The 18,779-nt window shown below is 71.3% G+C and carries 15 protein-coding genes; 9 read left to right on the forward strand and 6 right to left on the reverse strand.

The features are described 5' to 3' along the window. Positions 1-39: 39 nt before the first annotated feature. The 6 genes from AB0I94_RS31330 to AB0I94_RS31355 all read right to left on the reverse strand — a co-directional run bounded on the left by AB0I94_RS31330 (position 40) and on the right by AB0I94_RS31355 (position 7,852). Positions 40-1,434 carry a hypothetical protein gene (locus AB0I94_RS31330; protein WP_363313081.1) on the reverse strand — a complete coding sequence of 465 codons (1,395 nt, stop codon included), beginning with the start codon at positions 1,432-1,434 and terminating at the stop codon, positions 40-42. Continuing rightward, positions 1,421-2,491: a caspase family protein gene (locus tag AB0I94_RS31335; protein ID WP_363313082.1), complete on the reverse strand. Its 1,071-nt coding sequence runs from the start codon at positions 2,489-2,491 to the stop codon at positions 1,421-1,423. Before AB0I94_RS31335 ends, AB0I94_RS31330 begins: the two co-directional genes overlap by 14 nt. A gap of 33 nt (positions 2,492-2,524) precedes the next feature. After that, on the reverse strand, positions 2,525-4,042 hold the full coding sequence (locus AB0I94_RS31340) for a hypothetical protein (RefSeq protein ID WP_363313083.1): 1,518 nt from the start codon (positions 4,040-4,042) through the stop codon (positions 2,525-2,527). Between the two features lie 75 nt (positions 4,043-4,117). Next, entirely contained in the window at positions 4,118-4,948 is an 831-nt protein-coding gene (locus AB0I94_RS31345; RefSeq protein ID WP_363313084.1) for a transporter substrate-binding domain-containing protein, read from the reverse strand. A gap of 118 nt (positions 4,949-5,066) precedes the next feature. After that, the gene (locus AB0I94_RS31350; RefSeq protein WP_363313085.1) at positions 5,067-6,638 is read right to left on the reverse strand and encodes a M81 family metallopeptidase; all 1,572 of its coding nucleotides are present in this window, start codon (positions 6,636-6,638) and stop codon (positions 5,067-5,069) included. Further along, complete coding sequence (locus AB0I94_RS31355; RefSeq protein ID WP_363313086.1) at positions 6,635-7,852, reverse strand: ROK family transcriptional regulator; 1,218 nt, start codon at positions 7,850-7,852, stop codon at positions 6,635-6,637. Before AB0I94_RS31355 ends, AB0I94_RS31350 begins: the two co-directional genes overlap by 4 nt. 169 nt (positions 7,853-8,021) lie before the next feature. On the opposite strand from AB0I94_RS31355, the gene AB0I94_RS31360 reads away from it, so the two are divergent. From AB0I94_RS31360 to AB0I94_RS31400, 9 genes are all read left to right on the forward strand, one after another. Next, on the forward strand, positions 8,022-9,893 hold the full coding sequence (locus tag AB0I94_RS31360) for a peptide ABC transporter substrate-binding protein (RefSeq protein WP_363313087.1): 1,872 nt from the start codon (positions 8,022-8,024) through the stop codon (positions 9,891-9,893). After that, positions 9,890-10,840: an ABC transporter permease gene (locus tag AB0I94_RS31365; RefSeq protein ID WP_363313088.1), complete on the forward strand. Its 951-nt coding sequence runs from the start codon at positions 9,890-9,892 to the stop codon at positions 10,838-10,840. Before AB0I94_RS31360 ends, AB0I94_RS31365 begins: the two co-directional genes overlap by 4 nt. Then, a complete protein-coding gene (locus tag AB0I94_RS31370; protein ID WP_363313090.1) occupies positions 10,837-11,751 on the forward strand; it encodes an ABC transporter permease in 915 nt (304 codons plus the stop codon). The genes AB0I94_RS31365 and AB0I94_RS31370 overlap by 4 nt, the downstream gene beginning before the upstream one ends. Before the next feature lie 15 nt (positions 11,752-11,766). Next, positions 11,767-13,845: a dipeptide ABC transporter ATP-binding protein gene (locus tag AB0I94_RS31375; protein ID WP_363313091.1), complete on the forward strand. Its 2,079-nt coding sequence runs from the start codon at positions 11,767-11,769 to the stop codon at positions 13,843-13,845. Further along, positions 13,842-14,747, forward strand: a complete 906-nt coding sequence (gene mmuM / locus AB0I94_RS31380) for a homocysteine S-methyltransferase (protein ID WP_363313092.1) — start codon at positions 13,842-13,844, stop codon at positions 14,745-14,747. The genes AB0I94_RS31375 and mmuM overlap by 4 nt, the downstream gene beginning before the upstream one ends. A gap of 132 nt (positions 14,748-14,879) precedes the next feature. Beyond that, the gene (locus AB0I94_RS31385) at positions 14,880-15,971 is read left to right on the forward strand and encodes an exo-alpha-sialidase (protein WP_363313093.1); all 1,092 of its coding nucleotides are present in this window, start codon (positions 14,880-14,882) and stop codon (positions 15,969-15,971) included. A gap of 33 nt (positions 15,972-16,004) precedes the next feature. After that, positions 16,005-16,682, forward strand: coding sequence for a uracil-DNA glycosylase (locus tag AB0I94_RS31390; RefSeq protein ID WP_363313094.1), 678 nt, complete (start codon positions 16,005-16,007; stop codon positions 16,680-16,682). Next, complete coding sequence (locus AB0I94_RS31395) at positions 16,679-17,677, forward strand: BadF/BadG/BcrA/BcrD ATPase family protein (RefSeq protein ID WP_363313095.1); 999 nt, start codon at positions 16,679-16,681, stop codon at positions 17,675-17,677. Before AB0I94_RS31390 ends, AB0I94_RS31395 begins: the two co-directional genes overlap by 4 nt. Positions 17,678-17,808: 131 nt before the next feature. Next, positions 17,809-18,753, forward strand: coding sequence for a hypothetical protein (locus AB0I94_RS31400; RefSeq protein WP_363313096.1), 945 nt, complete (start codon positions 17,809-17,811; stop codon positions 18,751-18,753). Positions 18,754-18,779 lie beyond the last annotated feature (26 nt).

Below are 18,779 nucleotides of genomic sequence, written 5' to 3' on the forward strand. Positions count from 1 at the left end.
GTCGGGAGGCAGTGCCTCCCGACCGCCGCCGCTTCGGTTTCACTCCCCGTGGCTTCCCTCCCCGCGCGGGTGCCTGAGCTTCTCGATGGCCTGGTCGACGGCCCTGTGCGGCAGCCCCGTCCTGCGTGCCAGGTCCCTCGGCTCCATGCTGCTCAGTACGTCGTCGACGCTTCTGTCCTCGACGCCCGCGATCTCCCACACGTAGCGCTGGACCCGGTCGACCGGGTCGACGCTCCGGGACCACCTCGCCGCCAGGACGTCCCCCACCGGCGCGGCGAGGCCGTCGCGCGCCGCGATGCCCGGCCGACGCTCCTGCTCCAGCCAGGTCGTCCAGACGCCGCGCCCGACCAGATGTCCCGCCGCGCTCTCGGCCGGCGAACCGTCCCGGAGTATCCCCGGCTCCGCCGAGTCCGCCCGGACAAGCAGGCGGCAGGAGGCCGCGAGCATGGGCGGTGACGCGACCGGCGGCACCGGCTCGCCGAGCAGGGTGCACAGCGCGGCGATGTCCGGCTGGACGGGGGCGTACTCGACGAGTCGGTCCAGGATGGTGCCGAGCAGCCCCAGATCGGGATCCGGGTGCAGCAGCAGGGCATGGGCGCCGATGATGCCGAGGAAGGGATTGACGCTGCGCGCGTCGAGCAGGCCGTGCAGTTGTCGCGTCGACACGAGGTCGATCCCCTGCCGCAGGCCGGAGAGCGCGGCCTCCATGGCGAGGTCCAGGGTGCGGTCGGCCGGCTGCCAGCCGACTCCGTGGGGCACCATCTGGACCGAGGCGAACTGCGGTTGCGGGCCTTGCGGGCCGTTGCTCACGAACACCAGGGTGGTCCATCCGTCGAGCACGTGCAGCGCCTGCGCGAGGAGCAGCCCGTCCGCGGGCTGCCTACGCGTCCTCAACCGGTATCCGCCGGGCGGCAGTTCAGCGCTCCAGGCCGCCCATTCCTGTCCGCCGGAGGGCTCCCAGCCGCCGGCTCCGCCGTCCACGGGCGCACCGCGCTCGTCGGCGATCTCCAGGGCGAACGGGTCGAGCTGCCAGCCACGGCGCAGGTTGCGGACGAGGACCATCAGGGTCGGTGGTCCCCCGCCGTGGGTCGCCTCGGTGCTCCAGCGCATCGCGGCCGCGCGGTGGTCCTCCCGGGTCGTCGGGGTGCCCTCGACCGGGGTGGCCGTGGGCATGCGGGGCAGCGCGAGACGCTCGGTGAACGGCTCGGCGCCGACTTCGACGAAGCGGTTCTCCACCTCTCCGCCGAAGCGCTGTTCGATGCGGTAGATGCCGGGCGGCAGCGTGGTGTCGATGGTGCCCATCGCGTGCGCCACCTCGCGGAACGCCGAGTCCGTGACCGTGACGAGGACCGACGGGGTGTCCGGTATGACGACGAACGGCACTCGCTTCGCCGTCTCCTCCCGTGCGCGCCGCCGCTCTTCAGAGCTGGACACCATTCCCACCGCCCGTCATTACCTCGAAGAATCCACCGTTCTGGAAGTCGTCCGCGTTCCAGCTCTCCGGCGTGGCCCGGTACAGCCCCGGCGCGAGCTTCTCGACGCGTTCCGTGGCGTCGACGAGCAGCCTCAGCGGCGGCTCGTCGGGGTCGCCGCCACGCAGCTGCACCCAGCCCCGGAATCCGTCCGGGAAGCGCAGCGTGACCCGGGGCGTCCCGTTCTCCACGTCACGGGCGAAGACCATGGGGGCGCTGCCCTTGACGAATCTCGGCTGCTGCGGCACCAGCAGGTGCTTCGTGCGGTCCTCCACGTGCCGTACGACATAGTCCGCGAGGCTGTCGGAGGTGATGACCCCCTTGCGGTTGGCGCTGCGACCGGCGAGACCGTCCAGGAGCGCGGTCGTGAAATGGCCGCGCGCCAGGTCGGGTTGGGCGTTCTGTTCCTCGTAGGCCGGGTCTCCTTGCGAGGTGGCGTACCCGACGAAGCAGTCGACCTTCTCCAGGGCCGCCGCCGTGGTGGTGAAGGGCGGCCCGAAGGGATACATGGAGCCGCTGCCGCTGCTCGTGCGGCAGCAGTCCGCGAAGCAGACGATCTCGCGGAACGGCGACGACGACTCGTACCAGTCCAGGTACTGGCCGACGGCGAGGTGATTGCCGAGCAGGTCGAACGCGGCGTTGGCCATCAGCAGCGCGGTGCTGTTGGGGGGCGTCAGGAATCCGTGCCCCGCGAGGAAGAAGTAGAGCCGCGTCCGCTGCCTCGCGGCCTCCCACTCCTCCTCGGGCCGGTCCTCGATCGCGTGCTGGACGGCGCTGTTCGCACGGTAGAGCGCCTGGTCGACGTTTTCTCTGGTCGGTACGGCGGTCATGAAGTCCGCGGTGCGCTCCTGCTCCTCGGTGGCGGTGACCAGCGTGACGTTGCCTTCGGGCACATCGCCGCCCTCGGGGTCGACGAGCCAGTCGCGGAACCGGACCGCATCACCCCGCGCCGCCTGCAGGTCGCTGATGGCCGGATAACGGTTGATGCCGACGACCACGGCGTAGTGCAGGTCGTTCATCGTCACTCTCCCCCTACGTTCGGTGCTCGCGCGTCAGTCCGCGAGCATCGCCGCCACGCTCTCCAGGACCTGCGGGTCGTCGTCGAACGCGATGTGGCTGCGGGCCCCCGCGCTCAGGCCTGGGCCGCCGTCGCCCGGTGACCAGACCGTGCGCGCCGGGTCCGCCCGCAGGTAGCCGCGCAGGTCGTCGGAGTCGGGGCCCAGGGCGGCTGTGTCGAGGTACCAGTGCTGCATGCCCGCGATGGGCGTGACGGCCGGCTGCCGGGACGGGCCGCGCTCGAGGACCCCGGAGATGAAGTAGAGCAGCGACCTCGGGTACAGGAACGGCACCAGGTGGTCTGCCCGCTCCGCCCTGTCGGTCATGGTGAACATCCGCAGCCGGTCGAAGAGTTCGCTCTGGCGGCGGACCACGGGCGCGAGCTGCGCCACCGTGCAGGCCGGCGCGAGGAGCACCACGTCGCGCAGTCGGAAGTCGGCGGGCAGGGGGTCGTCGTCCGCGGCGCGCCTGCGCACGAGGTCGTCGAGGAGGTTGCCGATGAAGACGGCGCCCGCGCTGTGGCCGACCACGGTCACCTGGGGACGGGTGCCGCCGGCGAGCAGCTCGGCGAACCGGTCGAGGAAGTACCGTCCGGCGCGGACCTCGTCGTCCCCGCCGGTGAAGGTGTCCGCGGTCTGCCGCTTCATCGCGTCCCAGATCGCGGCGCCCACGTTGGCCACGTAGAACTCGCGGAGGATCTCCTCGACGACCGTCGGATAGAGGCCGTGGTCGTTGCGCTGCCGGAAACGGCCGACGACGGCCGCCACGACACGCACCGTCTTGCGCACCATCAAGGCGGTGCTCACCAGGGCGCGTTCCCCCGTGGCCGCCCTCTCCGCGAGGTCGGCCACGACGTCCGGTGACATCAGTGTGGCCGCCGCGGCACGCCCCCCGATGATGTCTCGCGCCGCGGCGACCGGCTCTGTGGGTGTGGGCGCAGGCCCGTCCTGGGGCATCACCGAGTTCACGATCTCCCGGGTGCGCTGGGCCAGTTCGGCGTCCGCCGAGAGCTCGGTGGCGATCTGCCTCTGCTCGTACTCGTTCAGGGCAGGCACCTCGGGCGGGGCGGTCAACCGCGCGTAAGGCTCCTGCCCGGCTCGTACCTGGGCGAGTTCGGCTGCTACAGCCCTCGGGGAAGGGGTGGTCACCGCCCCGAGGGCTCGCTGTCCCGGCTCCCGGAAGACGGTGCCGGTGGCGTACCGGGTGACCCTGTTGAGCAGCGTGCGGAAGACGCTCTCGTTCAGGATCTGCGGCAGGTTGCCCCGCAGGGTCTCCAGGAGGCCGCTGCTCCACACGAAGAAGACGGGCTCGGCGCCCGCCGCTTCGTACACGGGCGTGAGCCGCTCGGCCGTGGCGAACCCCAGCGTGTCGTCGATGAGTCCACCGTGGAAGTGGAGCACCACCCGTGGCCGGTCCTTGAGCCCGGCCACGAGCTCGTCGATGTCGGCGGTGGTGGTCGAGGCGAGCCGACCGCCCTGCCTGCTGTGGATGCACCGCTCACGGTAGGAAGCCATGCCCAGGAAGGTAGGGCGGGCGCCACCGTCGCGGCATCGGGGACGGGCTCAGGGATAACCCCTGATCACGAACGGCTAGGAACCCGAGGCAGGACCCATCCATTCCGCCTCGTACGCCGCGTACGTCCCGTCGTGCGTCGCCAGGTGCGTGAACTGGTCGACGTACGCCTTGAATTCATCGTCCCCGCGCGGCAGCGCGTAGGCCTTCTCGGAGAAGGTGAAGGGCTTGTCGGGATGCAGCGAGCAGAGCTCGGGGTGGATCTTGGACTGGTAGCGGGTCTCGCTCGCGTCGGTCATCATCACGTCCGCGCGGCCCTCGATGATCTCCTGGAAGATCGTGGTGTTCTCCGGGTGCTGCTTGATCGTGGCCTGTTTGATGTTCTCGCGCGCGAACTGTTCGTTCGTGCCGCCGGGGTTGACGATGACGGTGGTGCCCGGCTTGTCGATGTCCTGGAGCGTGCCCTCGCCGAACTTCTCCTTGTCGGCGCACCGCACGATCGGCGTCTTGCCGTCCTCGCGGGTCGGCTCGCTGAAGTAGACCTGGCGGGCGCGCGGCAGGGTGATGGAGACGCCGCCGACCGCGATGTCACAGCGTCCCGCCGCGACGTCCTTGGTGATGTTCGCCCAGGTGGTGGCCGTGTACGACGGCTTGGCATCGAGGCTCTCGGCCAGGTCCTCGGCCATCTTGATGTCCACGCCGCTGTACGTCTTGTCGGCCGGGTCGAGGTGCGTGAACGGACGGTAGTCGCCGGTCGTGCACACCCTCAGGACGCCCGACTTCGGCACGGAGTCCAAGAGGCTGCGGTGGTGACGGTCCTTGCCGCGCCCGGCGTCGGGCGACGCGGGCGCGGCGGCCGTGACGGCGAGCAGACAGACCAGGGCGGACAGGGTGGCGGCACGCTTCACGGGGGCTCCTCCGTACGGGTTCGCGGCTCGGAGGGATCACCTTCGCAGAAGCGATGTGGCCGGTGAAGCCCCTTCTCAGCAGACGATCACCGGGCTCTTCAGGCGTTCACCGGGCTTCTCAGGCGAGCGGGGCCAGCCGGGCCGCCGTCAGGTCCGGGCCCGCCCCGGTGTCGTACGCGTCCTCGTCGAACGGGTAGAGAGGGCGCTCCACCCGGTGGTGGCCGAGCCGCGGCAGGTCCTGGTCGACACCGCCCGGGGTGAGGGCCAGGAGCCAGTCGGCGGCCATGTCGTAGAGCTCGGGCTCCAGGTAACCGATCTTGACGACCACCAGGTCGTAGGTGCGTGGGTCGGTGCCGAGGCCGCCGTCCGCCGGGCCCATGAAGTCCGCGAGGGTGTGGAAGGGCTTGCGGCGCTCGACCAGGATCACGGTCACGCCGCCGGCCCGCACCGCCGCCATGTCGACGCCCCGGTCGTAGGCGCCGCCCTCCGCCCGGTCCTGCTGCTCGGTCGCGCGCTGCAACGCCACGACGGTGCCGGTCAGTTCGTACGGTCCGCCGTGGTGGGCGTCGACCTTGCCGCCCACGCTCAGGGTGACCTCGGCGCCCACTCCGGCCTCGAAGCAGCGGGCAACGGCGACCGGGTCGGTGATGCCGGGGTGGACGGCGGTGACCTTTCCGGAGCGGATGGCGTCGTTCTCCAGGAGTTTGCCGAGCATGTACGCGAGGTCGCCCGCGCCGCCCGCCGTCGGGTTGTCGCCGGAGTCGCTGATCAGGAAGGGCCGCTTCGTCGAGGCCACCGCCTGTGCGATGCACTCCTCGGCGCCGCCGGTCGGGCCGACGAAGACGAAGTCACGGCGCGCGTCCCAGTAGCGGCGGGCCAGCTTCTCGGCCTCGGCGGCGGCCAGTTCGGGGTCGTCCCCGGTGACGACGATCGCGGCCTTGCAGCGCGGCTCGTCCGCCCACGCGTAGCCGACCCACATCGCGGCGTCGAGGATGCCGTCCAGCTTCTCGATGTCGGCGAGCGAGGCGTAGAGGGACTTGGCGGGCTCCAGGCGGGTGCTGGTCTTCTCACCGGGCAGGAGCACCGGCACCTGGACCCAGGCGCGGTGCGGCCGCACTCCCTCGCGCAGGCAGCGCACGAGATTGCGCGCGGCCCGCTCACGGGTCTCCCAGGCGTCCTCGTGCGGGGCGAGGCGGTGGGCGGTGAGCAGGTCGACGGGTTCGGCGAACCGGCGTGAGACGTTGCCGTGCAGGTCCATGGCGGTCGAGATCATCGGACGGCCGCCGTCGGGGGTGCCGACAGCGTCCAGGGCGGCACGGACGGCCTCCGTCAGGTCGGCCTCCGCGTCGGTCAGGCCGATGACGCTCATGGCGCCGTGGATGTCGTAGACCAGGCCGTCCAGGGGGCCCGCTTCCCGTATGCGGGTGACCAGTTCGTCCTTGAGGATCAGGTACGACTCCGCTTCGACGGGGCCGCCGGGCAGCGAGGTCGCGTGCAGGAGCGGCACCCATTCGACGGTGTAGGCGAGGTCCGCGTCCGGCCGGGTCCAGGTGTAGCGGTCCAGGAGGTCCTGGCCACGGGTCTGGCGGAAGTCGTCCGTGGTGGAGCGGTGCGGGCAGAAGGTGGAGGACTCGATGCCGATGCCGCCGATGCCGATGCGCAGGCGACGCTGGTTCGTCGGGGTGGTCATGCCTGGACGCTCTCTTCCTGGGGTGCCGGGGTGGTCGGGAGGTTCTGGCGCAGGGCGGTGAGTCCGGCGCCGAGGAGGCCCGCGTCCCGGCCGGTCACGGTGGTGGTGATCTCCAGGTCCGCGGTGGCCAGGGGCAGGCAGCGCTCGTAGAGGACACCGCGTACGGCGGCGACGAGCGGTTCGGCGGTGGCCAGGACGCCGCCGAGGGCGACGGCCTGGGGGTTGAAGAAGTTCACGACGACGGAGAGGACCGTGCCGATGTGACGTCCGGCGGTGCGGACGAGGGTGGTGGCCTGCGGGTCGCCGTCGGCGACGAGCCGCAGGAGCTCGGTGGTGTCCTCCACCTCGACGCCTTGGAGGGCCAGTTCGCGGATGAGGGCGGCGCCGCTGGCCACGGTCTCCAGGCAGCCGATGTTGCCGCAGCTGCACGGGCGGTCGCCCGCCGCCTCGATGCGTACGTGGCTGATGTCGCCCGCCGAGCCGTTCGCGCCGTCGTGCGGCCTGCCCGCCACGATGACACCGCTGCCGATGCCGCGGCCGGCCTTGACGACGACCATGTGGTCGAGTCCTGGACGTGCGGTGCGGTGCTCGCCGACGGCCATCATCGTGGCGTCGTTGTCGACGGTGACGGGGATTTCGAGGCGTTCGGCGAGGACGTCGCGCAGTGGGTAGCGGTGCCAGCCGGGCATGCGGGAGGGGCTCAGGACGCGGCCCTCGGCGGGCTGCACGGGGCCGGGGAAGGCGACGCCCAGGGCGCGGACGGTGCGGCCCGCCTCGCGCTGCCGGGCGCCCAGTTCGGCGACCTGGCCGCAGAGCCAGTCGACGGCGGACTCGGGCCCCGCGGTGATGTCGTGCGGCAGGTCGACGGCGTCGAGGACGGTGCCGCCGAGGTCGACGACGCCGATGCGCGCGTGGTGGCTGCCGAGGTCGGCGGCGAGGGCGACGCCGCCCTGCGCGTGGACGCGTAGGAGCCGGGGGCGGCGGCCGCCGCGCGATGCTCCCTCGCCGGACTCGGTGAGCACGCCGGCGGTGACGAGTTCCTGCACGCGCAGCGACACGGTGGACGGGGCGAGCCCCAGCTCCCGTACGAGATCGGCCCGGGAGGAGGCGGCACCCGAGGAGACGAGCTGCAGGATGTGCTGCGCCGACCCCGGTTCGCCGTGCGGTGTTCCGGACATGCCGCCCCCAGTTGCTTCGATCAGTTCGTTCGACATCGGGAGGAACACTAGGTCCCGTCAAAGCAAGTTGGCCAGACCCTCCCGACTTTAGGACTTCTTGCCGAACGAAGCCCTTGACTTGATTTTGTCGCCAGTCCTAGCGTTCAGGCGCCGCCCGTCGATTTCCGGCACGGTCCGGCTCTCGCATCCTTGGAGGCCCTTCGCCATGCGCTCAAGGCGATCACGACCCCGCGCCCGGCGCCGGGCGCTCATAGCCGCGGCGGCGGCCGTCGCCGCGCTCGCCCTCACGGCGGTCACCGGCTGCACACAGGAGGGCGGCCGGGTCGACATGGGCCCCACCGGCGGCACCCCGGTCGAGGGCGGCACCGCCACGATGGCCCTGCCGCCCGCCGCGACACCGAACTGGATCTTCCCGATCGGCGCCCCCGGTTACGGGGCCTCGTACAACTACGGGATCCAGTCGCTGCTCTTCATGCCGGTGTACGACGCCGTGCAGGAGAAGGGGAAGCTGACCACGCACGGCCCGAGCACGCTCGGTCTGAAGCCGAAGTTCAGCGACGGCAACAAGACCGTGACCGTGCCGCTGCGCGAGGGCGTGAAGTGGTCCGACGGACAGCCGGTCACCACACGGGACATCGAGTTCTGGTTCAACCTCGTCAAGGCCAACAAGACGAGCTGGGGCAACTATTCGGTCGGCACGATGCCCGACAACGTGAAGCGGTTCGAGACCGTCGACGACCACACCGTGCGCCTGCACCTGAGCCGCGCGTACAACCCCGACTGGTTCACCGCCAATCAGCTCACCTTGATGCGCGCCCTCCCCCGGCACGCCTGGGACGCCAAGACCGACGGCGGCGAGGTCGGTGACTGGGACCGCACGAAGGCCGGCGCCAAGGCCGTCTTCGCGCGGCTCACCCGGCACGCCAAGAGCCTTGGGTCATATGGCTCCGACCCGCTCTGGAAGACGGTCAACGGGCCCTGGAAGCTGGCGGGTTGGCGAGACAGCGGCCAGGTCACCATCGTGCCCAACGAGGAGTACACCGGTCCGAAGTCACAGCGCCCGCACCTCGACAAGGTCGTCTTCAAGCCCTTCACCACGGCCGACTCCGAGTACAACGTCCTGCGTTCGGGAGGCGTGGACTACGGCTACATCCCGCCGTCGGTGATGGCACAGAAGGAGAAGTTCGAGGAGAAGGGGTACCGCACCGACCCCTGGGAGGGCTGGGCGGCGACGTACATCGTCTACAACTTCAACTCCACGCACGCGGGCCCGATGATGAACCAGCTCTACATCCGCCAGGCGATGCAGCACCTCGTCGACCAGAAGGCGATGAGCGACGTCATCTGGCAGGGCAGCGCCACGCCCACGCTCGGCCCGGTGCCGGTGACGCCGAAGAGCCAGTACCTCTCCAGGGCGATGGAGAAGAACCAGTACCCCTTCGACGTACGGACGGCCCAGCGGCTCCTCGGCGACCACGGCTGGAAGACCGTGAACGGCACCGCCCGCTGCGTACGTCCGGGAACGGGCGCCGACGAGTGCGGCAAGGGCATCGCGAAGAACACCCCCCTCGAACTCACCCTGCTCTCCCAGTCCGGCTCCACCGAGACGACGAACATGATGCAGGAGCTCAAGTCCTCGCTCTCCAAGGGCGGGATCGACCTGACCGTGCGCCAGCAGCCGCTGAACTCGGTGCTCGGCAACTCCGTTCCCTGCAAGGCGAAGGACCCCGGCTGCGACTGGGACATGTCGTTCTTCGGCACAGCAGGCAGCTGGTACTACCCGCTCAACCCGAGCGGTGAACAGCTCTTCTCCACCGGGGCGTCGGCCAACTTCGGCAACTACAGCGACAAGAAGGCCGACCGGATCATCCGCGGTGTGCAGTATTCGCCCGACATGCGGGCCGTGCACGAGTACGGCGAGTACCTCGCCGAGCAGCTGCCGGTGATGTGGATGCCCAACCCCGCCTACCAGGTCTCCGTGATCCGCAACGACTTGCGGGGCGTCAGCCAGAACCCGACGGTCACCTTCGCGCCGCAGGACTGGTACTACGTCAAGAAGAAGGGAGCCGACAAGTGACCGGCTTTCTGGTCAAGCGCTTCCTTCAGGCGCTGGTCGTGCTGTTCCTGGTCTCGATCATCGTCTTCACGCTGCTGCACATGCTGCCCGGCGGCCCGGCACGCGCCATCCTCGGCCCCAAGGGCACACCGCAGCAGATCGAGACCTTCAACCACCAGCAGGGCTACGACCGTTCGCTTCCCGCGCAGTACGTGATGTACCTGAAGCGTCTCTTCACCGGCGACCTCGGCGAGTCGTTCAAGCTCAACTCGCCGGTCTTCGACCTGCTCAAGCAGCGCCTGCCCAAGACCCTGCTCCTGACGGTGCTCTCCACCGCGCTCGCCGTGGTCATCGCCGTCCCGCTCGGCCTGCTCCAGGCCGTGCGGCGCGGCAAGGCGTCGGACTACGCGCTGACGGGGCTCGCCTTCCTGCTCTACGCGACGCCGGTGTTCTTCCTCGGCCTCATCATGATCATCCTGTTCGCGCAGGTGATGCCGATCCTCCCGGCGGAGGCACCGCAGGGCGAGAGCGTCGGTGAACTCCTGGGCGACTTCACGGGGTTGGTGCTTCCGGTCGTCACCATGGCGTTCGGCATCGTGGCGATGTTCAGCCGCTACATGCGCTCGGCGGTCCTCGACAACCTCACCGAGGAGTACGTCCGTACGGCGATGGCCAAGGGGCAGTCCAGCCGCCGGATCATGGTCCGCCACGTCCTGCGCAACGCGCTGATCCCGCTCGCCACACTGCTCGGCCTGTATCTGCCGACGCTCTTCAGCGGTGCGCTCGTCGTCGAGTCAATGTTCAACTACCCCGGTATGGGGCTCCTGTTCTGGAACGCGGCGCAGGGCTCCGACTTCCCGGTCCTGCTCGGCGTGACGCTCGTCGTCGGCGTCGCCACCGTCATCGGCTCGCTCCTCACCGACATCCTGTACGCCGTCCTCGACCCCCGGATACGGAGCGTGGCATGAGTACCGCGACCGCAGACGTCACCCCCGGGGCGGCCCCGGGGGACGAGGCGGCGGCGCAGGCCACGCCCTCGCTCGCCCGCCGCACGCTCCAGGTCTTCACCGGCAACAAGCTCGCCCTGACGGGCGTGGTGGTCCTGGTGCTGCTGCTCGCCTTCAGCTACCTCGGGCCGCTGCTCCACCCCACCGAACAGACGCACACCGACCTGTCCCAGGCGAATCTCGCACCGGGCGCCTCCGGCCATCTCCTGGGCACCACCGACCTCGGCTACGACATGGTCGGGCGGCTGATGGTCGCCGGGCGGACCTCGCTCGAGATCGGCCTGGCGGCGGGCCTGTTGGCGACGCTCTTCGGCACCGTCTACGGCGCGGTCGCGGGTTACTTCGGCGGGTGGGTGGACGCGGCCATGATGCGTGTCACGGACGCCGCGCTCGCGATCCCCGCGATGTTCCTGCTCGTCGTGGTCGCCGCGATCATCACGCCCAGCAAGGGCGTCCTCATCGTCATCATCGCATCGGTCGCCTGGCTCTCCCCCGCCCGCCTGGTGCGCGGCGAGGCGCTCTCACTGCGCGACCGCGAGTACGTGCAGGCGATGCGGATGATGGGCGGCGGCGGCGCACGGGCCGTGTTCAAGCACATCGTGCCGAACGCGATCGGCACGGTCATCGTCAACTGCACCTTCCAGATCGCCGACGCCATCCTCTACGTCAGCTATCTGGCCTTCCTCGGCCTGAGCATTCCGCCTCCGTCGGCCGACTGGGGCTCGATGCTCTCGGCCGGCATCACCTACACCCAGAACGGCTACTGGTGGCTGATCTTCCCGCCGGGCATCGCGATCGTCCTGGTCGTCGCCGCGTTCAACTTCATCGGTGACGGGCTGCGGGACGCGTTCGAAGTACGGCTGCGGAAGTAAGGGAGAACCGAAAAAATGACCGAGCCTCTGCTCCCATCCGAGCCCCTGCTCAAGACCGGGCCGCTGCTCAAGATCGACGACCTGCGCGTCGACATCACCTCGCGCGAGCGCACCGTCCACGCCCTCGACGGCATCTCCCTCGAACTCGCGCCGGGGGAAGCCCTTGGCATCGTCGGCGAGTCGGGCTGCGGCAAGACGATGACCGCGCTCAGCGTGCTCGGTCTCCTTCCGCCGGGCGGTGAAATCACCGGCGGACGCGTCCTGTTCGACGGCCGGGACCTGGCCGCGGCCCCCGCGCCGGTCCTTCAGGACGTACGGGGCAACACCATCGGCATGGTGTTCCAGGACCCGCTCACCTCACTGAACCCGACGATGACGATCGGCGCCCAGGTGGCCGAGCCGCTCGTCCTGCACCGCCCCGAACTGAGCGGGAAAGAGGCGTGGGCGCGCGCCCAGGAGATGCTGCGCCTGGTCGGCATGGGGCAGCCCGCCGAGCGCATGAAGGCGTACCCGCACCAGTTGTCCGGCGGCATGCGCCAGCGCGTGGCGATCGCCATGGCCCTGGTCTGCGAGCCGAAGCTGCTCATCGCGGACGAGCCGACCACCGCCCTCGACGTGACGACGCAGGCCCAGATCCTGGAGCTGATCGACGGGCTTCGCGAGCGGCTCGGCATGGCGATGATCCTGGTCACGCACGACCTGGGCGTCATCGCCAACCGGGTCGACCGGGTCGCGGTGATGTACGCGGGCAAGGTCGCCGAACAGGCGGACGTGCGGGGCCTGTTCGCGAGGCCCCGGCACCGGTACACGGAGGCGCTGTTCGCCTCGCTCCCCGAGCGGGCCGCGGGCAGCGGCACCGCGCTCCACACGATCCCGGGCCTGCCGCCGAACCTGGCGGTGCGTCCCACCGGGTGCCGTTTCGCGCCTCGCTGCACCTTCGCGTCGGACGAGTGCCGCGAGCAGGAGCCGCCGCTCGTGGACGACGAAGTGCGGGGCGGCGAGCACCGGTTCGCCTGCTTCCATCCGGTGCCGCAGGACGACTCGGAGGGCGAGGTGGTCGTCCCGCCGACGGTGCCCGCGCCGCGCGCACCCGGTGACGTACTCCTCGAACTCGACGCCCTGGTCAAGGACTTCCCCCTCAAGGGCGGCGCCTTCTCGCGCAGTCGTGGCACGGTGAGCGCGGTCGGCGGGGTGTCCTTGAAGATCCGCAAGGGCGAGACGTTCGGCATGGTCGGCGAGTCGGGGTGCGGCAAGACGACGCTCGGGCGGATCGTCGCGGGCCTGGAGGAGCCGACCGCCGGGCACGTGCGCTTCGAGGGACACGACCCGGCGACGATGTCGCGGGCCGAGCGGCGGGCGCACCGGCGGCGCGTGCAGTTGATGTTCCAGGACTCCACGGCCGCCATGGACCCCCGGATGCGAGTGGGCGAGATCCTGCGTGAGCCCCTGGTCATCCAGGGCGTCGGCAGCCGCGCCGACCAGGAGAAGCTGATCGCCGAACTCCTGGACGCGGTCGGCCTGCCGCGCGGCGCCGTGCACCGCTACCCCCACGAGTTCTCCGGCGGCCAACGCCAACGCCTCGGCCTGGCGCGGGCGTTGACGCTCTCCCCCGATCTGGTGGTCGCGGACGAGCCGGTCTCCGCGCTCGACGTCTCCGTGCAGGCACAGATCCTGAACCTGATGCGGGAGCTGCAGCGGGAGCGCGGCCTGACGTATCTGTTCATCTCGCACGACCTCGCGGTGGTGCGCCACCTCGCGGACACGGTCGGCGTGATGTACCTGGGCAAGCTGGTCGAGTCGGGCCCCGCCGAGCAGGTGTACGCCCATCCCCTGCACCCCTACACGCGAGGCCTGCTCGACACGGTCAACCTGCCCGACCCGGAAGCGGCGCACGGCGTCGACCGCACCCCCCTGGAGGGCGAGACACCGTCAGCGGCGAAACCGCCCTCGGGCTGCCGGTTCCGTACCCGCTGCCCCGCGGCTCAGGAGGTCTGCGCGACCACGGAACCGCCGGCGAGCACGCCGAACGGTCCGGGACACCAGGTCGCGTGCCACTTCCCCCTGTCCGCGCCTCGGCTAGCGTCGGCGGTGTGAAACTCGCGGATGCCCTGACCCGCCGCCCGCTCGTGCTCGACGGCGGCCTCTCCAATCAGCTGGAGGCCGCCGGGCACGACCTGAGCGACGCCCTGTGGTCGGCGAGGCTCCTCGCCGACGAGCCGGGGGCCGTCGCCGCGGCGCACCGTGCGTACTTCGAGGCGGGCGCCGACATCGCCACCACGGCGAGCTATCAGGCCACGTTCGAGGGCTTCGGCCGGCACGGCATCGACGCGGTGAGCACCGCGGAGCTGCTGCGCCTGAGCGTGGAGTTGGCCCGCGAGGCAGGGGCCGACGCGGGCCGCGAGGTATGGGTGGCCGCCTCCGCGGGACCGTACGGAGCGATGCTCGCGGACGGCTCCGAGTACCGCGGCCGGTACGGCCTGACGGTGGCCGAACTCGAACGCTTCCACCGCCCGCGCCTGGAGGTGCTCGCCGACGCGGAGCCCGACGTTCTCGCCCTGGAGACCGTCCCGGACACGGACGAGGCACGGGCCCTGTTGCGGGCCGTACGGGGCCTGGGGGTGCCGGCCTGGCTGTCGTACACCGTCTCCGGGGGCTACACGCGGGCGGGCCAGCCCTTGACGGAGGCCTTCGCGCTGGCCGCCGACGCCGAGGAGATCCTCGCGGTCGGCGTCAACTGCTGCGACCCGCAGGACGCGGACGCCGCGGTGCGCCTCGCCGCTCGGATCACGGGGAAGCCGGTGGTGGCCTACCCGAACAGCGGCGAGACGTGGGACGCGACCGCACGGACCTGGCGTGGCCCTGCGCACTTCACGGCGGGCCGGGCCACGGGGTTGCGGGACGCGGGGGCGCGGCTGATCGGGGGGTGCTGCCGGGTGGGGCCCGAAACGATCTCGCGGGTGGCCGGGGAACTGTCCGGGGCCGACCGGCCGCGGTGACGTCGAGGGGCGCGCGGCGGCTCCGCCACACCCGCCCTGGCCTGCGAGGACGTCCTGCCTGGGGGTAACTGTCAGTGCCGAGGTGCAGACTGAGCCGTACCTGAGACAACGACGTCCCGGAGGTGGCTCACCATGGCCGAGATCATCCTGACCGTAGGCACCCGCAAGGGCCTCTTCATCGGCCGCAAGCGCGCCGGTTCGAACACCTGGCAGTTCGACGACAGTCCCTACTTCAACGCCCAGGCCATCTATTCGGTGGCCATCGACACCCGCGGCAGCACGCCTCGCCTCTTGGCGGGCGGCGACAGTTCTCATTTCGGGCCGTCCGTCTTCCACTCCGACGACCTGGGCAGGACCTGGACGGAACCGTCGAAGGCAGCCGTCAAGTTCCCCAAGGACACCGAGGCCTCCCTGGAGCGGGTCTGGCAACTGCACCCGGCCGCCGCCGAACCGGACGTCGTGTACGCGGGCACGGAACCGGCCGCCCTGTACAAATCGCGGGACCGGGGCGAGACCTTCGAGCTCGTGCGCCCGCTCTGGGAGCACCCCACGCGCGACCGGTGGGAGCCGGGAGGCGGCGGCGAGGGCCTGCACACCATCCTGACCGACCCCCGGGACCCGGACGCGGTGACGGTCGCCGTCTCCACCGCCGGGGTCTTCCGCACCCTGGACGGAGGCAAGAGCTGGGCCCCGTCGAACAACGGCGTCTCCGCGGTCTTCCTGCCGGACCCGAACCCGGAGTTCGGCCAGTGCGTGCACAAGGTCGCGCGGGACGCGGTGGACCCCGACCGGCTGTATCTGCAGAACCACTGGGGCGTGTTCCGCAGCGACGACGCCGGCGCGCACTGGACGGACATCGGCGAGGGCCTGCCCTCGGACTTCGGTTTCGCCGCCGTCGCCCACCCGCACCGCGCGAACACCGCCTATGTCTTCCCCATCACCGCCGACATGGACCGCGTCCCCGCCGACCACCGCTGCCGGGTCTACCGCACGGGCGACGCGGGCCAGAGCTGGGAGCCGCTCAGCGAGGGCCTCCCGACGGGCGACCATTACGGCACGGTGCTGCGCGACGCGATGTGCAGCGACGGCCAGGACCCGGCGGGGATCTACTTCGGCAACCGCAACGGCGAGGTGTACGCCTCGGCGGACGACGGGGACAGCTGGCGGCAGTTGGCGTCCCACCTGCCCGACGTACTGTGCGTGAGGGCGGCGGCCATCGGTTGATCGATGCCCCCGTTACGGCAGTAGGGTGACGCCGTGGCACCACGACCCTTGCATGAAATCGTCGAGGCGGGCTGGGCGAAGGCCCTCGAACCCGTCGCCGGGAAGATCACCGAGATGGGAGACTTCCTGCGCGCGGAGATCGCCGCGGGACGCACCTATCTCCCGTCCGGGCCGAACGTCCTGCGCGCGTTCCAACAGCCCTTCGACGAGGTGCGGGTGCTGATCGTCGGCCAGGACCCCTATCCGACCCCCGGGCACGCGGTGGGTCTGTCGTTCTCGGTCGCGCCCGAGGTGCGCCCGCTGCCCGGCAGCCTCATCAACATCTACCGCGAGCTGGGCTCCGACCTGGGGCTCCCGCAGCCGTCCAACGGCGACCTGACGCCCTGGACCCGGCAGGGCGTCCTGCTGCTCAACAAGGCGCTCACCACGGCCCCGGGGCGTCCCGCGGCGCACCGGGGCAAGGGCTGGGAGGAGGTCACCGAGCAGGCCATCAAGGCGCTCGCCGCACGCGGCCGCCCCCTCGTCTCCATCCTGTGGGGGCGTGACGCGCGCAATCTGCGGCCGCTGCTCGGCCCGCTGCCGTCGGTCGAGTCGTCGCACCCCTCGCCGATGTCGGCGGACCGCGGCTTCTTCGGCTCGCGCCCCTTCAGCCGGGCCAACGACCTGCTGGTCCAGCAGGGCGGGCAGCCGGTGGACTGGCGGCTTCCGTGACGGACACCTCGTGTGTCCTCGGGGTGGACTCGGGCGGCTCGGGGATGCGGGTCACCGTCGGCGGCCTCGACGGGGCGGTCCGCGCGGCCCCGGTGAGCTCGAAGGAGCCGGTGCGTACGGGGGCGCGTGGAATCGACGCCGGGCACTTCACGGAACAACTGGTGCCCATGGCCCGGGAGTTGCTGGCGCGGGCGGGCGCAGGGCCGGTCACCGGGGTCGCCGTCGGCGCCGCGGGCATGGCGACCCTCGGCGACGACCTGCGCGCCCAGCTGCCGACCGCGCTCCACCGGGCGCTGGGCGTGCGGCGCCTCGCCCTCGCCGCGGACGCCGTCACCGCGTACACGGGCGCGCTCGGCGACCGTCCCGGCGCGGTCGTCGCCGCGGGCACCGGCCTGATCGCGATCGGCACGGACCTGACTGCCTGGCACCGCGCCGACGGCTGGGGGCATCTGCTCGGTGACTGCGGCGGTGGCGCCTGGATCGGCCGCGCGGGACTCGAGGCGGCGATGCGGGCGTTCGACGGCCGGGGCCGCGGCTCGAAGGCGCTGCTGGCCCGCGCCGAGGAGCTCTTCGGCCCCGCGCCGGGACTCCCCGCACAGCTCTATCCCCGTACGGACCGGCCCGCGATGCTCGCCTCGTTCGCACCCGAGGTGGCGCGGTGCGCCCCGGACGACCCCGTGGCCGACGCGATCCTGCGGGACGCCGCCCGGCACATCGTCGAGGCCGCGGCCGCCGTCTGCCCGTCGTCCGACGCGGTGAGCCGGGGCGAGCGACCCGAAGTCTCCCTGACCGGGGGGCTGTTCAAGATGGGTGACGCACTGCTCGACCCGGTGCGCGCAGAGATGCGCGAACACCTGCGGCACGTGCGACTCGTTCCCGCCGCCGGTGACCCGTTGGACGGCGCCGTGCGCATCGCCGCCGACATCGCCACGGACCGGCTGCGCCTTCCGCTCGATCCGCGCATGCTCACCGTGCACACGATGGTCGACAGTTGACCACCCCGGACGACCGCTCCGCAATGTGACAGTCGACCTCTACGTAACCCATTAGACAAAATCGGACTTATACCGCCCACCTGCACCCTCCCCGAACAGCGAAGCCCTCCAAACCAGTAGCATGCGGCGCCATGAGCTCCTCCACTGGGCCCGCATCAGGCCTGCCCGTACGAATGCCGCGACCCCGCCAGCCCGGGCGGCACCGCCGCCCGGAGCCCGTAGCGGCTCCCGAGAACGCGCCCGCGCTCGTTCTCGCCGTACCGGGCGTACCCAGCAGCGCCACGCGCAGCCTCGCCGAGGAAGTCGTGAGCATCGCCCGCTCCGAGCTGCCCGGCCTCGACGCCCGGATCGGATACCTCGACGGGACCGAGGACGCCACGGTCACCTCGTTCCCGGAGTTCCCCTCGCTGCACTCCGTTCTCGCGCACGCCGCCGCCGAGCGCACCGCGCGCTTCGAGCAGGCGCGCGCCGCGGGGGCGGACGTCCCCGAGCCCGAAGGCCCGGTCGCCGTCGTGGTCCCCCTCCTCGCGGGCCCCGACAACGCGTTGATGCGGCGCGTACGCCAGGCCGTGATGGACAGCCGTGCCCCCGCCGAGCTGACCGACGTCCTCGGCCCGCACCCGCTGCTCGCCGAGGGCCTGCACGTGCGCCTGTCGGAGGCCGGTCTGGCCCGCGCCGACCGCGCCCGGCTCTTCACGGTGGCCACCGCGGCGGACGGCATCATCCTCGCCACGGTCGGCGGCGAGGAGGCCGTGCAGGCCGCAGGCATCACCGGCATGCTGCTCGCGGCCCGCCTCGCGGTGCCGGTGATGGCCGCCGCGCTCGACCAGGATGGCGCCATCGCGAACACCGCCGAAGAGCTGCGCGGCTCCGGCTCCACACAGCTGGCGCTCGCCCCATACCTGATCGGTCCCGAGATCGACGGCAGCCTGCTCGACGCGGCCGCCAAGGAGGCCGGCTGCTCGGTCGCCGAGTCGCTCGGCGCCTACCCGGCGATCGGCAAGCTCGCCCTCTCCAAGTACACGGCGGCGCTCGGGATCGCCCCGCAGCAGCCGTCGGGCGCGCCGGTCCACTGACCGTGCCGCGCCGGCAGACCTGATGC

Origin of the sequence: Streptomyces sp. NPDC050147 (assembly GCF_040660195.1) — a bacterium.
GTDB lineage: Bacteria > Actinomycetota > Actinomycetes > Streptomycetales > Streptomycetaceae > Streptomyces.